The organism is Gallibacterium genomosp. 1 (assembly GCF_001678575.1).
GTDB lineage: Bacteria > Pseudomonadota > Gammaproteobacteria > Enterobacterales > Pasteurellaceae > Gallibacterium.
Window position 1 is genome coordinate 69,499 of sequence record NZ_JTJP01000007.1, and the last position, 19,232, is coordinate 88,730.

General features: G+C 38.4%; 20 protein-coding genes. 13 read left to right on the forward strand and 7 right to left on the reverse strand.

Annotated elements, in window-relative coordinates:
- Position 1: 1 nt before the first annotated feature.
- Positions 2-1,042 carry an inorganic triphosphatase gene (locus tag QV04_RS01875; RefSeq protein WP_065230412.1) on the reverse strand — a complete coding sequence of 347 codons (1,041 nt, stop codon included), beginning with the start codon at positions 1,040-1,042 and terminating at the stop codon, positions 2-4.
- Positions 1,043-1,204: 162 nt separating this feature from the next.
- On the opposite strand from QV04_RS01875, the gene QV04_RS01880 reads away from it, so the two are divergent.
- The 7 genes from QV04_RS01880 to QV04_RS01910 all read left to right on the forward strand — a co-directional run bounded on the left by QV04_RS01880 (position 1,205) and on the right by QV04_RS01910 (position 8,898).
- Positions 1,205-1,885 (forward strand): TIGR00153 family protein, encoded by a 681-nt coding sequence (locus tag QV04_RS01880; protein ID WP_065230411.1) that lies wholly within the window; start codon positions 1,205-1,207, stop codon positions 1,883-1,885.
- Positions 1,886-1,919: 34 nt separating this feature from the next.
- Entirely contained in the window at positions 1,920-3,179 is a 1,260-nt protein-coding gene (locus QV04_RS01885) for an inorganic phosphate transporter (RefSeq protein ID WP_018345611.1), read from the forward strand.
- A gap of 201 nt (positions 3,180-3,380) precedes the next feature.
- Entirely contained in the window at positions 3,381-3,986 is a 606-nt protein-coding gene (locus QV04_RS01890; protein ID WP_039136094.1) for a TIGR04211 family SH3 domain-containing protein, read from the forward strand.
- Complete coding sequence (locus QV04_RS01895) at positions 3,986-5,164, forward strand: phosphodiesterase (RefSeq protein ID WP_039136095.1); 1,179 nt, start codon at positions 3,986-3,988, stop codon at positions 5,162-5,164. The genes QV04_RS01890 and QV04_RS01895 overlap by 1 nt, the downstream gene beginning before the upstream one ends.
- Before the next feature lie 6 nt (positions 5,165-5,170).
- Positions 5,171-5,929, forward strand: coding sequence for a Nif3-like dinuclear metal center hexameric protein (locus QV04_RS01900; RefSeq protein WP_065230410.1), 759 nt, complete (start codon positions 5,171-5,173; stop codon positions 5,927-5,929).
- 134 nt (positions 5,930-6,063) lie between these two features.
- Entirely contained in the window at positions 6,064-6,852 is a 789-nt protein-coding gene (gene fabI, locus QV04_RS01905) for an enoyl-ACP reductase FabI (protein WP_065230409.1), read from the forward strand.
- 69 nt (positions 6,853-6,921) lie between these two features.
- Positions 6,922-8,898: an exoribonuclease II gene (locus QV04_RS01910; RefSeq protein ID WP_065233122.1), complete on the forward strand. Its 1,977-nt coding sequence runs from the start codon at positions 6,922-6,924 to the stop codon at positions 8,896-8,898.
- A 58-nt stretch (positions 8,899-8,956) separates the two neighbouring features.
- Here the strand turns inward: QV04_RS01910 and QV04_RS01915 are convergent, their stop codons facing one another.
- Together QV04_RS01915 and QV04_RS01920 are read right to left on the reverse strand one after the other, a co-directional pair.
- Entirely contained in the window at positions 8,957-9,907 is a 951-nt protein-coding gene (locus QV04_RS01915) for a gluconeogenesis factor YvcK family protein (RefSeq protein WP_039171626.1), read from the reverse strand.
- A gap of 19 nt (positions 9,908-9,926) precedes the next feature.
- Positions 9,927-10,505 carry a thymidine kinase gene (locus tag QV04_RS01920; RefSeq protein ID WP_039171630.1) on the reverse strand — a complete coding sequence of 193 codons (579 nt, stop codon included), beginning with the start codon at positions 10,503-10,505 and terminating at the stop codon, positions 9,927-9,929.
- 149 nt (positions 10,506-10,654) lie between these two features.
- Between QV04_RS01920 and dapF the strand changes: the two genes are divergently transcribed.
- The 5 genes from dapF (at position 10,655) to QV04_RS01945 (ending at position 15,253) form a co-directional block, all read left to right on the forward strand.
- Positions 10,655-11,479, forward strand: a complete 825-nt coding sequence (gene dapF / locus QV04_RS01925) for a diaminopimelate epimerase (RefSeq protein WP_039171633.1) — start codon at positions 10,655-10,657, stop codon at positions 11,477-11,479.
- Positions 11,480-11,488: 9 nt separating this feature from the next.
- Positions 11,489-12,181: a DUF484 family protein gene (locus tag QV04_RS01930; protein ID WP_039136109.1), complete on the forward strand. Its 693-nt coding sequence runs from the start codon at positions 11,489-11,491 to the stop codon at positions 12,179-12,181.
- 2 nt (positions 12,182-12,183) lie between these two features.
- Positions 12,184-13,074 carry a tyrosine recombinase XerC gene (gene xerC / locus QV04_RS01935; RefSeq protein ID WP_039136111.1) on the forward strand — a complete coding sequence of 297 codons (891 nt, stop codon included), beginning with the start codon at positions 12,184-12,186 and terminating at the stop codon, positions 13,072-13,074.
- A gap of 11 nt (positions 13,075-13,085) precedes the next feature.
- Entirely contained in the window at positions 13,086-13,793 is a 708-nt protein-coding gene (locus QV04_RS01940; RefSeq protein WP_065230444.1) for an HAD-IA family hydrolase, read from the forward strand.
- Positions 13,794-13,924: 131 nt separating this feature from the next.
- A complete protein-coding gene (locus QV04_RS01945; protein ID WP_039136112.1) occupies positions 13,925-15,253 on the forward strand; it encodes an anaerobic C4-dicarboxylate transporter in 1,329 nt (442 codons plus the stop codon).
- Between the two features lie 93 nt (positions 15,254-15,346).
- On the opposite strand, the gene QV04_RS01950 is transcribed toward QV04_RS01945, so the two are convergent.
- Genes QV04_RS01950 through QV04_RS01965 form a run of 4 tightly spaced genes read right to left on the reverse strand, consistent with a single transcriptional unit; the run spans position 15,347 to position 17,383 of the window.
- Positions 15,347-15,643, reverse strand: a complete 297-nt coding sequence (locus tag QV04_RS01950; RefSeq protein WP_039089940.1) for a YciI family protein — start codon at positions 15,641-15,643, stop codon at positions 15,347-15,349.
- 2 nt (positions 15,644-15,645) lie between these two features.
- Entirely contained in the window at positions 15,646-16,101 is a 456-nt protein-coding gene (yciA, locus tag QV04_RS01955; RefSeq protein ID WP_039137079.1) for an acyl-CoA thioester hydrolase YciA, read from the reverse strand.
- The gene (locus QV04_RS01960; protein ID WP_065230404.1) at positions 16,098-16,646 is read right to left on the reverse strand and encodes a septation protein A; all 549 of its coding nucleotides are present in this window, start codon (positions 16,644-16,646) and stop codon (positions 16,098-16,100) included. The genes yciA and QV04_RS01960 overlap by 4 nt, the downstream gene beginning before the upstream one ends.
- A complete protein-coding gene (locus QV04_RS01965; protein ID WP_039171638.1) occupies positions 16,643-17,383 on the reverse strand; it encodes a hypothetical protein in 741 nt (246 codons plus the stop codon). The genes QV04_RS01960 and QV04_RS01965 overlap by 4 nt, the downstream gene beginning before the upstream one ends.
- Before the next feature lie 120 nt (positions 17,384-17,503).
- Here QV04_RS01965 and QV04_RS01970 point away from each other — a divergent pair, with 120 nt between their 5' ends.
- Positions 17,504-19,219, forward strand: coding sequence for a protein-disulfide reductase DsbD (locus QV04_RS01970; protein ID WP_065230403.1), 1,716 nt, complete (start codon positions 17,504-17,506; stop codon positions 19,217-19,219).
- The last annotated feature ends 13 nt before the right edge of the window (positions 19,220-19,232 follow it).

Here is a 19,232-nt window from a genome sequence, read left to right on the forward strand (position 1 = left end):
CCTATTTCAACTTCAATGTTATTTTTAATAGATTCATCATTTTTTGTAGATATCTTCCTTGAGAAGTTAACTCCACCAACTGCTGCAATGCGCGCTGATTATCCTGCTGCTCCACGTGTTGAGCAATCATTTTTCTAATTTGTTGATATACAAACCGGTTAATTTCGATCATTTCTGTTGACGACTCTTCATCTAAAAGCTGCGTAAATAACGCTTCTTGCTCACAACTGTATTGATAAAGCGTGAAGAATAGTCCAATTAATGCTGTTGTTTCTGCTTGACTCTGTGAAATGCGATCAAGATCGAGTTTTTCTAAATTTTTTAATAATTTCAGTTCATATTGGAACAGTGCATTTACTTGTTGTGCGGTTGATGTAAATCTCTGTTCAAGAAATTGTCGCCACTCATCAATCGTCATTAATGCCGCTTTTGATGCAACTCCGGCTAACCGATAACCTCGTTCCGCTTTACTGACTTGCCCTAATCGCATGCCATCCAAAAAAAGAAAATGCTGCACAAAATTCAGCATATCCGCTACCTTTCCGGATTTTAATTCAAACTCAACCTCACAAATCGGTGTTTTCGCATTATTCGCCTTAATTTCACCCTGATCGATAGCAATTTCCAGCTGTGTGCCATTACCGGTTTCCAGTAAATAATATTCTCGTTGAAAATCGGTATGAAAAATAGGCTGAAGTGAGCATTGCAACTCCGCATAAGAATGGGCTAATGTCAATTCAGAAAATTGACCAAATAACTTCAAGTCCGGCTGCGGTTGCGATAAACGAACATTATATTCCGGTCGCATATGCAACCCGCCTTGTGTTGTGCCGGCTGTTTTTAAAGTCATCGTATAAACACCCTCTTCATTACGCACACGCAACCCCATTTTTTGCTGTGAAAAAAAGTGGTCTTCCGTATCAAAATAACAATTTTGACTGCTTACCTGATAATGCTTTAATAAACGAAAATGACTCAATTCCTGTTTCAGACTATTGATAACCTCTTGATTTGTCGTTAATTTCAGCTCTATTTCTTGCATTTTTTTCGATTCTCTTACCTAATTTTATCAATTTCGTTACTTTAACAAATTTTGCTACCGCTGTATAAAATAAAATCTTGTCAGTAGGAAATAGTCTATTGTAAAATTCGCGCCAGCTTTTATCCGGCGCTACTGCCAACAAACTCAATTAAGGAGATGTCTATGGCAATCAATAATATTCTTGGTCTATTTGCCCAATCCCCCCTTAAACCATTGCAAAAACATTCCACCAAAGTTAATGAAGCCTGTGCAATGCTAATTCCTTTCTTCGAAGCCTGTTATGCCGATGATTGGGATACCGCACAGCAAATTCGTAATAAAATTTCAGAATTAGAAAAACAAGCTGATTTATTAAAACGTGAAATTCGCTTAAAACTGCCTCGCGGTATTTTTATGCCGGTTGAACGTGGTGATTTATTGGAGCTGGTTACGCAATTAGATAAATTGGCGAACTATGCAAAAGATATTTCAGGTCGCGTCATTGGTCGAAAGTTACACGTTCCCGAACAAATTCAAACTGAATTTTTAGCTTATGTGCGCCGTAGTTTGGATTCCAGTGATCAAGCGCGCCGAGTGATCGATGAGATGGATCAGTTGCTTGAAACCGGCTTTAGAGGACGTGAAGTAAACTTCGTCAACGATATGATCAATGAATTGGATAAAATTGAAGATGATACCGATCATATGCAGATTGTTCTACGTCGCACCCTTCTTGATCTGGAGGCTTCTTATAATCCAATTGATATGATGTTCTTATACAAAATTATCGAATGGGTCGGTATATTGGCAGATCAAGCACAGCGTGTTGGTTCTCGCATTGAATTGATGTTAGCGCGTTCATAATACAATAACGCTACTTTAATAATTAGGGTTCATTATGGAAACATTATCTAATTACAGCACTCTGCTAGTTATCTTGACTGCCGTCTTTGGCTTTTTAATGGCATTTGGAATTGGAGCCAATGACGTTTCAAATGCTATGGGAACTTCTGTCGGCTCAAAAGCAATTACTCCACGTCAAGCAATTATAATTGCAATTATTTTTGAAGGTGCCGGTGCTTATTTAGCCGGTGGTGAAGTAGCGGAAACCATTAAAGATGGTATTATCGATCCAACACTCTTTATTCATCAACCGGATATTCTGGTGTTAGGAATGATGGGTGCTTTGCTCTCTGCCGGTTTCTGGTTGGTGTTGGCTTCACGCTTAGGTTGGCCGGTTTCCACCACACACACGATTATTGGTGCGATTGTCGGTTTCGCCTGCGTAACCATCGGCAGTGATGCGGTAGAATGGAGCAGTCTATTGGGGATTTTCGGCAGCTGGATTATTACCCCGTTTATTGCCGGTATTATTGCTTATCTCATTTTCGTCAGCACGCAAAAATTGATTTTCGATACCGACAGCCCATTATTAAATGCAAAACAGTTTGCACCGTTTTATATGGGGTTAACCATTTTTATCATTTCGTTGGTTACCATTAAAAAAGGTTTAAAACATATCGGTTTACATCTCTCTAACGGTGAAACTTTCCTTATTTCATTAGCACTTTGTGTTATCGCCATTATCGCTTGTTTTATCTACTTACGCAGTCAATCTTTTGAAAAGAAAGCCAGTGCCGGCTTCGGTGCGGTAGAAAAAGTATTCCGTATCTTAATGTTATTAACCGCCTGCTCTATGGCATTCGCTCACGGTTCAAATGATGTTGCCAACGCAATTGGTCCACTCTCTGCTGTCGTTTCCATTATTGATCACGGAGGCGTTATTGCCGGCAAAACGACAATGGCGTGGTGGGTATTACCATTAGGTGCGTTGGGTATTATCGCTGGTTTGGCAGTGATGGGGCAACGTGTAATGGAAACCATCGGTACAGGTATTACCGATTTAACACCAAGTCGTGGTTTCGCTGCACAGTTTGCAACAGCAACCACCGTTATTTTAGCATCCGGCACCGGTTTACCAATTTCCACAACACAAACCTTAGTCGGAGCAGTTTTAGGAGTTGGTTTTGCTCGTGGTATCGCAGCATTAAACCTAACCGTTATCCGCAATATTATCTCTTCGTGGATTATTACATTGCCTGCCGGAGCAGTTTTCTCTATTATAATTTTCTATATCCTTAAAGCGATATTATTGTAAAATAATCTCCATAATTGAGGCTAAATATACTAATTAAATATTTAGCCACTTTCTTGTTTTATTACTATTGCTTCAATACACAGAGCAACACATAAAGTATTACACGATAAATTACCCTGATTGGGAAGGATTATGACTTTCCCAAATTAATTAAATTACACCACTATGAGCGACGTGATTTCAACCATTTAGGAGTTATTGATGAAGAAAATTATCTCTCTACTTCTCATCTTACTTGCTTTTTTAGGCATCGGTTTCAGTGCAAATGCAGAAACTCAATATGTATCAGAAAATTTGAATACCTATTTGCGTAAAGGAGCAGGTGATCAATTCAAACTCGTCGGTACAATTAAATCAGGTGAAGCCGTCACTATTTTAAATAAAAAAGATAAATACACTCAAATCAGGGATAGCCGTAATCGTGAAGGTTGGATTTTAACCAGTGAGCTGACGCCAAAGGCAAGTAGTAAAGAACAACTGCCGGTTTTGCAAAAACAGATTGATGAGTTGACGTTAAGACTGAATCGGATTAATAACGACTGGCAACAACGTACCAACGAAATGCAACGTCGAACTCAACAAGCTGAAAAACAGAGCAGCGAATTATTAGAGCAGAATTCTCAACTTAATCGCCAAGTCGAAATTCTAAAAAATAAGAATAAAGATCTTGAAGCAATGTTAGATTCTGAAAAACGCGGTTTGATTATCCGTTGGTTTATTTACGGCGGTTCTGTGCTTGCTGTCGGTTTAATTTTAGGACTGATTATTCCTATGATCATTCCGAGAAGACGTAGAGATCGTTGGTAATGACAGAAGAAATTAAAATCTATTTAGTTGGTGGTGCAGTGCGTGACCGTCTTTTAGGATTACCGGTCAAAGATAGAGATTGGTTGGTCGTTCACGCTACTCCTGAATGGCTATTACACCAAGGCTATATCCAAGTGGGAAAAGATTTTCCGGTTTTCCTCCACCCACAAACAAAAGAAGAATATGCCTTAGCGCGTACTGAACGCAAAAATGGTCGAGGATATACCGGTTTTTATTGTGATTTCTCCCCTGATATTACGTTAGAACAAGATCTAAAACGTCGTGATTTAACCATTAATGCTATTGCTCAAGATACTGACGGCAATTTATATGATCCTTTTCACGGCATTCAGGATCTAAAACAACGTAAATTACGCCATATATCTCCGGCTTTTTGCGAAGATCCATTGCGAATTCTACGTGTTGCTCGTTTTGCAGCACGTTTTTATGCATTTAATTTTACTATTGCGCCGGAAACCATCGATTTAATGAGGTCTATGGTAAAACAGGGAGAATTAGCTGATCTCACCGTTGAACGAATTTGGCTAGAAACTGAAAAAGCATTATTATCGCCACGTTGTGATGTCTATTTTTCAATATTACATAAAATAGGTGCCACTTCATTATTTCCCGAATTTAAATCACTGTTTCAAGGTAAATGCGATTTACTGACACAAAGTTTGAAACGGCTAAATTTATTGTTAGAAGATCAACCCCCTGATCAATCCACACTCTTTCATTTTGTGTTGTTCTGTGCTTTGTTGGTCAGTTCAGAAACATTATCGGCAATACAGCGAAAACAGTTGATAGAAAAGGTGCAACAATTATGCCAACGTTACAAAATACCTAAGCATTACAGCGAATTAGCGAAACTTGCAATGCAGTTTATCTTGCCTTTTTCACAAACAGAACACATCAGTGCCAACGATGTGATAGATTTGCTTGATCAGTTAGACTGCTGGCGCAAACCGCAGAGATTAGAACAACTTAATATTTTATATCGTGCCATATTTACCGATTTTAGTTTGGCACAGGAGAAACAGTGGGAACATTGGTATCAACAAGCGAAAAATGTTGATATTCAACAAATTATTGCGGACGGTTTTCAAAAACAGGCAATCAAAAAAGAGCTATATCGCCGCCGTGTCGCCACCATTTCACAATATATTAACGGATAAAATACTATGTTAAACAATTTAGAATTAGAAACTGCTTTAAATCAATTACTTAACAGCACAAAAATCAATGATTATGCACCGAATGGTTTGCAGATTGAAGGCAACGCTAATATCAACAAAATCGTTACCGGTGTTACCGCTTCACAAGCTTTAATTGACTATGCCATTACTGTCAATGCCGATGCTATTTTGGTTCATCACGGTTATTTTTGGAAAAATGAAAATCCGTGTATCCGTGGAATGAAAGGAAAAAGGATCAAAGCATTACTACAAAATAACATCAATCTATATGCTTATCATCTGCCTTTAGATATTCACCCTACCTTAGGCAATAATGCACAGTTAGCAAACTTATTAGGTATCGAGAATTTGCAACCGTTGGAAGATGTTCCCAACTCTATTCCGATGTGGGGAACATTGCCACAAGCGATAAGCGGAGCTGAATTTGCACAACGCATTAATCAGCTTTTAAAGCGTGAATGCTTGCATTGTGCCAATCAACCAGAAAAACCGATTCAAAAAATCGGAATTTGTACCGGCGGCGGTCAAGGTTATATCGATTTAGCGGCAAGCAAAGGTTGTGATGCTTTTATCAGCGGCGAGGTTTCCGAACAGACCGTGCATTCCGCCAGAGAGCAGGATATTCAGTTTTTTGCCGCCGGTCATCACGCCACCGAACGTTACGGCATTAAAGCACTAGGTGAATGGCTGCAACAAAATTACAATATCGAAGTATTGTTTAAAGACATTGATAATCCGGCTTAAAACCCAATTTTTTATACTTCATTTACCTAACAAAGCGTCAAATTAATTTATATCGTCTATCGGTCTGATTTGTTCAAATCTTGATTTCTGATATAATCCGCTCGTTTTTTGCAATAATAAAGATAGGAAAAATTATGGGATTTTTAACAAATAAACGTATTTTAATTGCCGGTGTGGCAAGCAATCGTTCTATTGCTTACGGTATCGCACAGGCAATGCACCGCGAAGGTGCGGAATTAGCATTTACTTATCAAAATGACAAATTAAAAGGTCGTGTTGAGGAATTTGCTAAAGAGTTGGGTTCATCTATCGTGCTCCCTTGCGATGTTGGCACCGATGAAAGCATTGAAAACTGTTTTGCCGAACTAAAAAAACATTGGGATAAATTTGATGGTTTTGTCCACGCAATTGCATTTGCACCTGGTGATCAGCTTGACGGAGATTATGTTAATGCCGTAAATCGTGAAGGTTTCCGTATCGCTCACGATATTAGTGCCTACAGTTTTGTAGCAATGGCAAAAGCGGCACGCGCAAATCTTAATCCAGGTGCAGCATTATTAACACTTTCCTACTTAGGAGCAGAAAGAGCCATTCCTAACTATAACGTTATGGGATTGGCGAAAGCTTCTCTTGAAGCTAATACTCGCTATATGGCATCTGCATTAGGTAAAGAGGGAGTACGTGTTAATGCAATTTCAGCTGGTCCGATCCGGACATTAGCAGCCTCTGGTATTAAAAATTTCAAGAAAATGTTAGGACATTTCGAAAATACTGCTCCATTACACCGTACCGTTACCATTGAAGATGTTGGTAACACAGCTGCGTTCCTATGTTCTGACTTGGCAGCAGGCATCACCGGTGAAGTGGTTCACGTTGATGCTGGCTTTAGCACCGTTGCAATGAGTGAATTGGAACTCGCTTAATTTAACACTTATTTACACTTGCTCCGTTATATTCTAACGGAGCAAATTTTTTCTTAAACTGGAATTTTTATGCTTCTTGATAATCCTCTTCTTAGCCAACTCAAACAACAAATCCGCGATAGCAAACCACACGTTGAAGGCGTGGTAAAAGCCACTGATAAAGCTTTCGGTTTTTTAGAGTGTGATAAAAAAAGTTATTTCATTCCACCACAAGCAATGAAAAAATTGATGCACGGCGACAAAATTAAAGCATTAATCGATACTGTCGGTGATAAAGAGCAGGCAGAACCAGACAGTCTGATTGAACCGATGCTAACTCGTTTTATAGCCAGAGTCCGTTTTAACAAAGAGAATAAGTTACAACTCTTAGTTGATCATCCCAATATTAAATCGGCTATTTCTGCCAATCAGCATAAAAAAGTGAAGGAAACATTGAGCACTGGCGATTGGGTTGTCGCTGAATTAAAAACGCACCCATTACGTGATAATCGTTTTTTCTTTGCACAAGTTACCCAATTTATCTGTCACGCTGATGACCCACAAACTGCGTGGTGGGTAACACTTGCTCGTCATCAACAACCTCGCACTGCGGTTGCCGGTTTAAACGAGTATCCATTTGAAGAAACCTCAATCCGTCAAGATCTTACCGATCTAAATTTCGTTACCATTGATTCGGAAACTACCGAAGATATGGATGATGCATTGACTATCAAACCGATTCTTGAAAATCAGCAGCAAATTGGCTGGAAACTTAGTGTTGCCGTTGCTGATCCGACTGCCTATATTCCACTGAATTCACAAATTGAAGCTGATGCGAAACAACGCTGTTTTACTAACTATCTTCCCGGCTTCAACATTCCAATGTTGCCACGCGAATTATCGGATGATCTCTGTTCATTGATGGAAAACGAAAAACGTCCGGCATTGGTATGTGAGATTGAAACTGATATGCAAGGTGCAGTAAGTGCTGCTCCAATTTTTAGCTTGGCGTGGATTCGCTCTAAAGCAAAATTGGCATATGATGCCGTTTCCGATTATCTAGAAAACCGAGAAAATAGTTGGCAACCCCAAAATGAAGTAGTTAAAACACAAATTGACTATTTACATCAGTTCAGTTTGGCAAGAATTGAATGGCGTACCAAAAATGCGATTATGTTTAAAGATCGTCCAGATTATAACTTCATTCTGGATAAGAATGGTGCTGTGGCAGAAATTCGTGCCGAGCATCGCCGTATTGCTAATCGTATCGTTGAAGAATGTATGATTATAGCCAACAGTTGCGCTGCTAAATTCTTAGCTCAACACCAAGCAGAGGCAATTTTCAATACGCATAGCGGTTTTGATAGCAAATTCTTAAGTGCCGCCAGTGCTTTTTTACTCAACCACCTAGCAACGGATGATAATAGTGATCAGCTTACTCCTCGTTATGCACCTGAACAATTGGCAACCCTACAAGGTTATTGTGATATGCAACACGATTTAGATCATCTTGGCGCAGAGTATCTTGAAGCAAGATTACGTCGTTACCTTACTTTTGCAGAATTTAAAACAGAAGTTGCCCCACATTTCGGTTTAGGCTTACCTGAATATGCCACCTGGACTTCACCAATCCGTAAATATTGCGATATGGTCAATCACCGTGCCATTAAAGCGATTCTACAGCAACAAACACCTAGCGTGATTGATGATGCAATATTGGTACGCTTACAGGAGGCTCGTAAACAAAATAGGTTGGTTGAACGTGATATTGCCGATTGGCTTTATTGCATTTACCTTACCGATAAAATCGCTGAAAAGACAATTTATCAAGCACAAATTATTGATATTATGCGTGGTGGTTTACGAGTACAGCTACTTGAAAACGGTGCGACGATCTTTGTTCCTATGTCATTAATTCACAACGAAAAAGAAGAAATTGAAGTTAATAGTGATGATATTGCACTTTATATTAAGGGCGAACGTCGCTATCAACTTACCGATAAACTCAATATTCAATTAACTGAAGTGAATTTAGACACCAGAAGTATTATCGGACAACCGGTCTAAGCAACTATAATCGACTATATAATCGACTAAAAGTATATGTACACAACGTGCATATACTTTATTCCTCAAACCGTTTCTGTTGAATTCTTACCATTTCCAGCATATCTTCCAATGCCATACTTAATAAGGCTCTATCGTGGCGATAACTGATATCATCGGCATTCAATTTGCGGCTTAAAATACAATATTGTCGGCGAAAATCACTTGGTAATGAAAGATCGGCATCAGTAATAATGCCATCAATCACTTTACTACCAATATAATTATGAATCCAATCAATGCGTTGTACTAAATTTAATTGTGCTGACGGACTAAGCTCCAAGCCGAGATTATCAATAAAAATTTTTACTGCCGTACTCTGTTGCAATGCTGTTTTAATTTCCGACAACAACAACGGCGGTATAATGCTGGTAAAGAAACTACCCGGCCCCAATAGAATAACTTCAGCACGATTAATCGCGGTTACCGCCTCCTCCGTTGCCGCCACATCAGGTTCAATACTTAACTGCAGCGGAATCGCATCCAGTTTATCTACATTGACTTCACCGACCACTTTTTCACCGTTTGCCAGCTGCGCCGCTAAATGCGCCGGCTGTTCCGACATTGGAATAATAAAAGGCTCAACGTGAAGCAGTTCACGGATCAAATTTACGGCATCTAACGGTCTTACCTTAATATTTTCCAATGCTTTTAACATTAAATTGCCTAAATTATGCCCGGCAAGCTCGCCTTCGCCCTCAAAACGGTATTCAAACAGTTCTGAAGCCGTGGTCGGCGTGGTGATAATCTGATTAAGACAATTACGCAAATCACCCCAAGCAATGCCGCCGAATTGCAATCGAATACGTCCTGTTGACCCACCGTTATCGGTAGTTGTTACAATTCCGGTCAAACGAGAACGCATAAAACTTAGAGCGGACATTACTCTTCCCAAGCCGTGTCCGCCGCCGATCGCAACAATATGTTTTGTTTGATTTAGATTTGGCGTAACAATTGATGAAAACGTCATAACAAAATCCTGTTAGAAATTAACAACCCATTTTTTCTTTATAATGACGGCGACAAACTGACAAATAATGATCATTACCACCAATTTGAATCTGATGTCCCTCTTTGATCACTTCGCCCTGCTCGTTTAAGCGTAATACAAAATTGGCTTTACGACCACAATAACAAATAGTTTTCAGTTCTTCCAGTTGATCCGCCCACGCTAACAAATAACGACTTCCCTCAAATAGCTCCGCCTGAAAATCAGTTCTTAAGCCGTAACATAACACTGGAATATTTAATTTATCAACCACTTCACTAAGCTGATAGACTTGAGCTTTAGTTAAAAACTGAGCCTCATCTACTAAAATACAATCGAGGTGTTGCTGTTGATTAACACTTTCAATTTCTACGAATAAATTCGTTTGGTGCTCAAATAGCTGTGCCTTCTCTTCAATTCCGATACGAGAAGTCACTTTACCAACACCATAACGATTATCGATCGCTGCGGTATAAACCAAGGTATTCATTCCCCGTTCACGATAATTATAAGAAGATTGCAATAAAGTAGTTGATTTTCCTGCATTCATTGAAGAGTAATAAAAATAGAGTTTTGCCATAACTAAAATCCATTATTTTTTTGCACATTAGTATAGCGTATTAAGCCTCAATAAACAGCTTTACCAATGGATTTGATAATTGATCCGCTTAGACTTTATCAACCGAACTCTCTATAATAATCACATTAAATTTTAAGCTAGAGGTAAATATGCAGTTTTCTAAAATGCACGGCTTAGGCAACGATTTTATGGTCGTTGATGGCATTACACAGAGCGTCTATTTTTCTGAAGATGTTATCCGTCGTTTAGCAGATCGAAATCGTGGGATTGGTTTTGATCAACTATTACTAGTAGAACCACCTTACGATCCGGAATTAGATTTCCATTATCGGATTTTCAATGCAGATGGCAGCGAAGTGGAGCAGTGCGGTAACGGTGCCAGATGCTTTGCCCGTTTTGTTCGTCTTAAAGGCTTAACCAATAAAAAAGAGATTAATGTCAGTACAGCAAAAGGTAAAATCATTTTAATAGTCAATGATGATGAAACAGTGCGTGTTAATATGGGTGAGCCAATTTGGGAGCCGGCAAAAGTGCCTTTTATTGCCAACAAATTTGAGAAGAACTACATTTTACGCACCGATATTCAAACTGTACTTTGTGGTGTCGTTTCAATGGGTAATCCACACTGTGTGTTGCAAGTTGAAGACGTGAAAACCGCCAATGTTGAGCAACTTGGACCTTTGCTTGAACATCACGAACGTTTTCCAGCTCGTGCCAATATCAGTTTTATGCAGGTGCTTAACCGTAAACAAATTAAATTACGCGTTTTTGAACGTGGTGCTGGCGAAACTCAGGCTTGCGGAACCGGTGCTTGTGCGGCGGTGGCGGTCGGTATTATGCAAGGGCTGCTCGACAATCAAGTCGAAGTCGAATTACCGGGAGGAAAACTTACTATTGAATGGCAAGGTGTTGGTTATCCACTCTATATGACTGGTGATGCAACTTTTGTTTACGACGGCAATATTCAGCTTTAAGGGGAAATTATGAGTGAAATCAATGCTGATTTTGAGCAACAAATTCACGATTATTTAAATGATCATTCCGACTTTTTCGCTCGTCATTTGTTATTATTGGATAAAATGCAAATTCCTCATCAACGTAAAGGGATGATTTCCTTAGTGGAAGCACAATTGGGGCGGCAACGTGAAAAAATCGCAACACTAGAGCAACAGCTCTATCAAATTGGCAATACCGTACAGCAGAATGAAGAGCTTTTTTTTAGTTTGTTGCCTTTGCAAAAATTACTATTACAAGCAGGTAATTTTACAAAAGCCAATCAAAATCTTAACCAATGGGCAAAAGCATTAGAATTAAAAAGTGCAAAAATTTTATTACTCAAAGATGTTTGGGAAGAACAAAATGAGATTAAAGCGCAATATTGGATCGATAGAAAAGCTTTTGAAATCATTCGATTAGAACGTTTCGGTTTGCAATCTTTTTATCTCGGAAAACTTACTAATCGAGAAAAATCATTGTTATTTTTACCTGAAGAACTGCCTGTCGGTTCCGTTGCTCTCTGTTTATTAAAACAGAATCATCAACCTTATCATTCGGTATTAGTGTTTAGCTCACATAATGAAGATCACTTCTATCGTAGTCAAAAAACTGATTTTTTAGAAACCATTGTTGATTTAATTGAACCATTAATCGAACAATGGTTAACAAAGAAAGCATAGTTATGTTACAAGATTGGTTAGAAAAATATTGGGATTATCTGCGTATTGAACGTCAGCTAAGTGCGAAAACGTTGCAAAGTTACCAACAACAAATTGTTGCTTGTGTTGAATTATTAACTAATGAAGGCATTACTGATTGGCGACAAGTGGACGGGAGCGTGATTAGATTTATCCTGACACAAGGGAAAAAATCAGGTTTGCACGAACATAGTTTGGCGTTACGTCTTTCCAGTCTGCGCGGTTTCTTTCAATTTTTATTACGCAATCAACAAATTAAGGTCAACCCAACTGATGGAATTTCCGCCCCAAAGGCTGGCAAACGACTACCCAAAAGTATTGATGCAGAATCTATTTCTCAATTACTTGATATAAAAAGTAAAGATCCACTTTCACTGCGTGATAAAGCTATTATGGAATTGATGTACAGTTCTGGTTTACGTCTTTCCGAATTAAGAGGACTCAATTTGGAAGACATTAATTTTAAAGCGAGAGAATTAAAAGTTTTAGGTAAAGGTAACAAAGAGCGTATTTTGCCATTTGGGCGTTATGCCGCTGGTGCGTTACATCAATGGTTGGAGGTAAGATTACAATTCAATCCTCAAGATAATGCCTTGTTTATCAGCCATTTAGGGCATCGCCTCACCAGCTCTGCCATTCAACAACGCCTTGAACAATGGGGCATTAAACAAGGATTAAATGCCCATTTAAATCCGCATAAATTGCGCCACTCTTTCGCCACTCATATGTTGGAAGCCAGTTCGGATTTACGCGCCGTGCAAGAGTTGTTAGGACACGAAAACCTCTCCACCACCCAAATTTATACACACCTTAATTTTCAACACTTAGCGCAAGTTTATGATTCCGCACATCCTCGTGCAAAACGGAAAAAATAGGAATAGTTATGTTGCATTTTTACCGCCAATTACAACCAATTAGAGTGATAACTTTCGATTTAGATGACACTTTATACGATAACTATTTTGTGATCAGAGCAGCAGAACAAGCATTTCTTGATTGCCTGCAACAACTGGCATCAATTGATATCAATAATTGGCAAAATTATAAACAACAACTTTTTCAACAAGATCCAATTCGCTATGAAGATGTAATTGTATGGCGAGAAACCGCAGCAACACATCTACTTCAAGCTCAAGGCATAAAAGACGCCGATATTGAAAACATTATTCAACAAAGTATGCAATTGTTTATCGAATGGCGACATAAAATTAATGTTCCGACACAAAATCGTCAATTTTTAACAGAACTTGCAAAACATTACCCTCTCGTTGCCATTAGCAACGGCAATGTTTATCCACCTAGAATTGGCTTGGATCAATTTCAACTGATTTTACGTGGTGGTGAACACGGAAGAGCTAAACCCCATCCAGATCTTTTCCAACAAACAGCTCATCATTTTCAATGCACGATGCAACAGATATTACACGTTGGCGATAACCTTGTTACCGATGTTCAAGGAGCAATTGAAAGCGGTTGCCAAGCGGTATGGATTAACAGCCAACAACAATCATTATTTGATTTTCCAGAAGCGACAACTCTGCCTACACTTTCTGTTAAAAATGTAACCGACCTTACATTTTTGTTTAAAACTTAACCTAAAATTGATATTGGTAAACTTTTTTTGAAATTTTATTAATTTTTTTAAAATTTCTGTTGCGATCTTTTACGCTTTCATTATGATTACCCCAGTTTAGTTATCTTTCCAACAATTTTTATGAGGTTTTTATGCTATATGCTGAATTTATTCTGTTGCTGTTCTTCCTCTATGTCGGCAGCCGTTTTGGTGGCGTCGGGCTAGGGGTCGTTTCCGGTATCGGTCTGTTAGTCGAAGTCTTTATCCTACGTATGCCGCCATCTTCCCCGCCAATTGATGTGATGTTAATTATTATCGCCGTTGTTACCTGTGCTTCCGTGCTTGAAGCCGCCGGCGGTTTAAAATATATGTTACAGATTGCGGAACGTATTCTTCGTAGTAACCCTAAACGTGTCACTATTCTCGGTCCAATGGTTACCTATTTTATGACTGTGATTTTGGGAACAGGTCACGCCGTTTATACCATTATGCCGATTATAGGCGATATTGCCTTGAAAAACGGAATCCGTCCGGAACGTCCTATGGCAGCGGCATCCGTTTCTTCACAAATTGGAATTACCGCCAGCCCAATTTCCGCAGCAGTAGTTTACTATTTAGGGCAAATCTCAGAACTCCCAGGATTCTCTCACATTACATTATTAACCATCGTATCTATCACTATCCCAGCAACTTTTTGTGGAGTGTTGGCACTTTCACTTTATAGCTTACGCCGTGGTAAAGAGTTAAAAGATGATCCAGAATATCAACGTCGTTTGCAAGATCCAGAATGGAGAAAATTAATTCAAAGTACTACCAGTACCAGTTTAAATGAAACATTGCCGGCTTCAGCAAAAAATTCCGTATTGTTATTCCTTTTTGCCTTAGTTTGTATCGTAATCGTGGCAATGATTCCAGCAATCCGTACTATCGGAGAATCAAAAGCGATTTCAATGGGTGTCATCATTCAAATGATGATGCTAGCTTTCGCCGGTGTAATTCTGCTTCTAACTAAAACTGATCCTAAGAAAGTACCAAACGGCGTAGTGTTTAAATCAGGTATGGTAGCAGCAATTGCTATTTATGGTATCGCGTGGATGAGTGACACCTATTTCACTTATGCAATGCCTTCTTTCAAAGCCGGTATCACCGAAATGATTCAGGCTTATCCGTGGACATTCGCATTTGCACTCTTCGCTGTATCCGTTGTTATCAACAGCCAAGCTGCAACCGGAAGAATGTTATTACCGGTAGGTATCGCTATGGGATTGCCAGCTCCGTTATTGGTTGGTTTACTTCCTGCAACCTATGGTTACTTCTTTATTCCTAACTACCCATCAGACATTGCGACCGTCAATTTTGACGTATCCGGTACAACCAAAATCGGTAAATACTATTTCAACCACAGCTTTATGATGCCGGGTCTAATCGGTGTAGTTGTCGGATGTGTGGTTGGTATCAGTTTAGCCAATGTATTGATGTAATTCTTCTCTTCTACAAAAATAACAAGACCGCTCTAAGGCGGTCTTGTTTCATCTATCTGTTAAACAATTAAATTTTGTAAAATACAAAAATCATTAGAACACTTTCTTAAAAGGTTTTACGATCACATCACCGTAAACACCTGCCTCTACATAAGGATCTTGTGCCGCCCAATTTTGTGCTTCTGCCAAAGAAGAAAATTCAGCAATAACTGTTGAACCAGTAAATCCGGCTGTACCCGGATTTTCATCATCAATTGCTGGGTTCGGGCCAGCAGTTAATAAACGTCCTTGTTGTTGCAATGCAGATAAACGCGCGAGATGTTTTTCACGCACTGCTAAACGTTGTTCTAAAGTGTCGGGTAAATCTTGGGCAAAAATCACATAGTACATAATTACTCCTTATCTTGATGTTGTTTAATCATTTGCAATGCCTGTTCCAATTCTACGTTATTTTCTTTCGGAATAGGATAAGGCTTGCCGTATTCATCTATTGCAACATAAGTGAATACAGCTTCAGTTACTAAATCACGTTTGGAAACAAAATCTCGAAATGCGTGTTTTACCCACACCTCCACTTCTATTTGCAACGAAGTATTACCAACTCGAGTACAGCGTCCGTAACAACATACAATATCACCAACCGACACCGGCTTATGAAATGTAATGTTATTAACGTGTACAGTAACCACACGCCGATGTGCAATTTCATTAGCTAAAATCGCACCACCAATATCCATTTGCGACATAATCCAACCGCCGAAAATATCACCATTGGCGTTGGTGTCAGAAGGCATTGCCAATGTTCTTAACAACAAAGTGCCACTTGGCACACGCTCTGTCGTACTCATTTTTCATCCCTATTTTTTTGTTGTGCAAGATGCGGATAAATATAAACACCGGTTAATAGTGATGCTGCCAAAGTCAAACCAAAAAAGCCGAAAGATTTAAAATCCACCCAGATATCATCTGATAAAAACAGGCTGACATAAATATTAATCAACATACAGATAATAAAGAAAATTCCCCATCCCAAATTGAGGTTTTCCCATACTTTCTGTGGCAGTTCAATTTCCTTGCCTAGCATACTTTTTATCAATAATTTCTTAAAGCCAAACTGGCTAATTAATAAAATCAAAGCAAATAATGCATAAACAATGGTGACTTTCCATTTCAAAAATTCAAGATCATTAAAATAGGCTGTCAAACTACCGAAAAAGATGATAGCTATTGCCATAATCCATTGTGATTTCTCAATTTTGCCGTATTTGATTTTCAAAATCGCAAATTGAATCATTGTGGCGATAATTAAGGTAATTGCCGCCTCACGCACGCCAAAAAATTTATAAACGGCAAAAAAGAGAATAAGTGGAATAAATTCTAATAGTTGTTTCATAATGATACTTTTTTCATAAACACACGATAAAAACGATAAGCAAAAATAAGCGAAAACAGATTAATAAAAGCAGTGAGAATGGTTGAAACCACCACTAAATTTTTGCCTAACAATAAAATTAATTGATTGCTAACCATCATAGGTAGCACATAAACCAAAAAAAGATAACCTAGAATAGCTTTCCATTGACGACGTTGATTAATTAATTGATACAATTTACCTAAGCCCTGCTTTTCCGGTTCCAATAAATAGGCAAACGGCAACAGTGCTACTTTAGTTAAAAAATAACCACTGATAACAAATGAAACAATAGCACTGATCACTAATGTAGTTACATCATTTGAAATGGTTAAAGCACTCAACCCCATAAACATTGGGAAAAAAGCCAGCAACAAAATAATATTATAGCCGGCAAAACCAAATACTTTTTTTAACGCTTCCCCCAAATAAAGGAACATATCGTTGATACGATTCGTTAAAATTTGATCGACTGTCAAAATAAACCAAACCGTAAACAACAACGTTAAAAACAAATTGATGAATGCGGCAAAAACAAGTGGTGACGGAATTAATGTCGGAGTAGACAATAATTTTTCTAAACCACCGTATGAATTCACTATAAGTTGAAACACCAATGAGTTTAAGGCAAATAAAACGATAAAGGTGATCACAATCGGATAGCGATTGCGAACAAAATAACCACTTTCTTGGAAAATACGAAAAAAGTTGATAGGCATTGTTTCCTCTGTCTATTACATAAGTCAAAACAGCAAGAGTATAGCAACTTCAAGTAAGAAATTCAGCATAAGTATGCTAAACTTCGTGTCTTTAATATTTTAATGTGTGATAGCTGACTTATGATTAAAAAATATTGGCAACTTTTTTGTATCATTTTCCTTGTTAACCTATTTTCTAGTGCTTATGCAGGTCTATTTGATAAAAAAGCGGAATTTCTTACTGTCGAACAAGCATTTCCATTTTCAGTACAGGCACAAGCACAACAAATCATCCTACATTGGGAGATTCAACCCAATTATTATCTCTATAAACATACAATTCAGGTTAAAGGTGAAAATATTGCATTTACACAACAAATTGAGCCAATTGTAGAAAAAAGTCATCAAGATCCCTATTTCGGTAATACACAAGTCTATGAACAGGGCTTAGAAATCAAATTGTTACCAAAACAAGGTATTTTCCACGCAGAAGGCAGTTTAGAAGTGAGCTATCAAGGGTGTACCGCAGGTTTATGTTATCCACCACAAACACGACAAATACAGCTTACAGAGCTATTAAACCACGATACATTAAACACAAATACGACAAATAATCAGGAAACATCTCTCACTCAACAGTTATTCCAAAGCAAATATGCTGCATTTTGGTTTTTTCTACTCGGTATAGGTTTAGCCTTCACCCCTTGTGTATTGCCTATGCTGCCTTTACTATCAGCATTGGTAATTGGGCAAAAACAACGTGCTAATACAGCTAAAGCACTATTACTCAGTTTTGTATATGTTCAAGGAATGGCGTTCACTTATGCATTATTAGGATTAGCTGTCGCTGCTGTCGGGCTTTCCTTACAAGCGTGGTTGCAAAGCCCTTATGTATTGGCTTTCTTTGCGCTTTTATTTATTCTACTTGCCTGCTCTATGTTCGGTTTATTTAATTTACAAATCCCCTCTAGCTGGCAAACTAAATTGAATGCATTAAGTCAAAAACAATCTGCTGGTATTTATGGTGGCGTATTTATAATGGGTGCTATTGCTGGTTTAATTGCTTCACCCTGCACATCTGCGCCGCTTTCAGCAGCGCTGCTTTATGTCACACAGTCCGGTGATCTACTGACCGGTGCATTAACACTCTATTTATTAGCCTTAGGAATGGGCGTACCATTAATTGCAATTACCATCTTCGGCAATAAAATTCTACCTAAGTCCGGTGCTTGGCTAGAAAATGTGAAAGTTGCCTTCGGTTTTGTACTGCTAGCATTGCCGATTATTCTGCTTTCCCGTATTTTACCGACTTATTGGGAACAGATTTTGTGGTCATTATTGGGTATCTCTTCTTTTAGTTGGTTTATTACTATCGTTGGTAAAAAACATCGTTTTTGGCAGCTTTTTGCTCTTATCGGCATTGTTTTATCTACCACTCCGCTTTACTTCAGTTGGCAACAATATTGGCAAAATAGCAATGGTAGTAATAGCGATAAAACCTTTATCACTGTAACTTCACTTAATCAATTACAACAACAATTGCAACAAAATCCTCATCAAATCGCAATGGTTGATCTTTATGCTGACTGGTGTGTTGCTTGTAAAGAGTTTGAACATAAAACCTTTAATCAGCCACAAGTACAACAAAAGTTGTCTCAAATTTTATTAATTCGAGTCGATATGACAAAAAATAGTGTAGAAAATCAGATATTAAGTAAGAAATATAATGTGCTAGGCTTACCAACCATTCTCTTTTTTGATCAACAGGGAAATGAAATTGCCAATAGCCGTATTACCGGCTTTTTAGAAGCACAACCATTTTTAGACTGGCTGAAAAAAATTCAAGGAAAACAGTAATATTTTTTCCAAA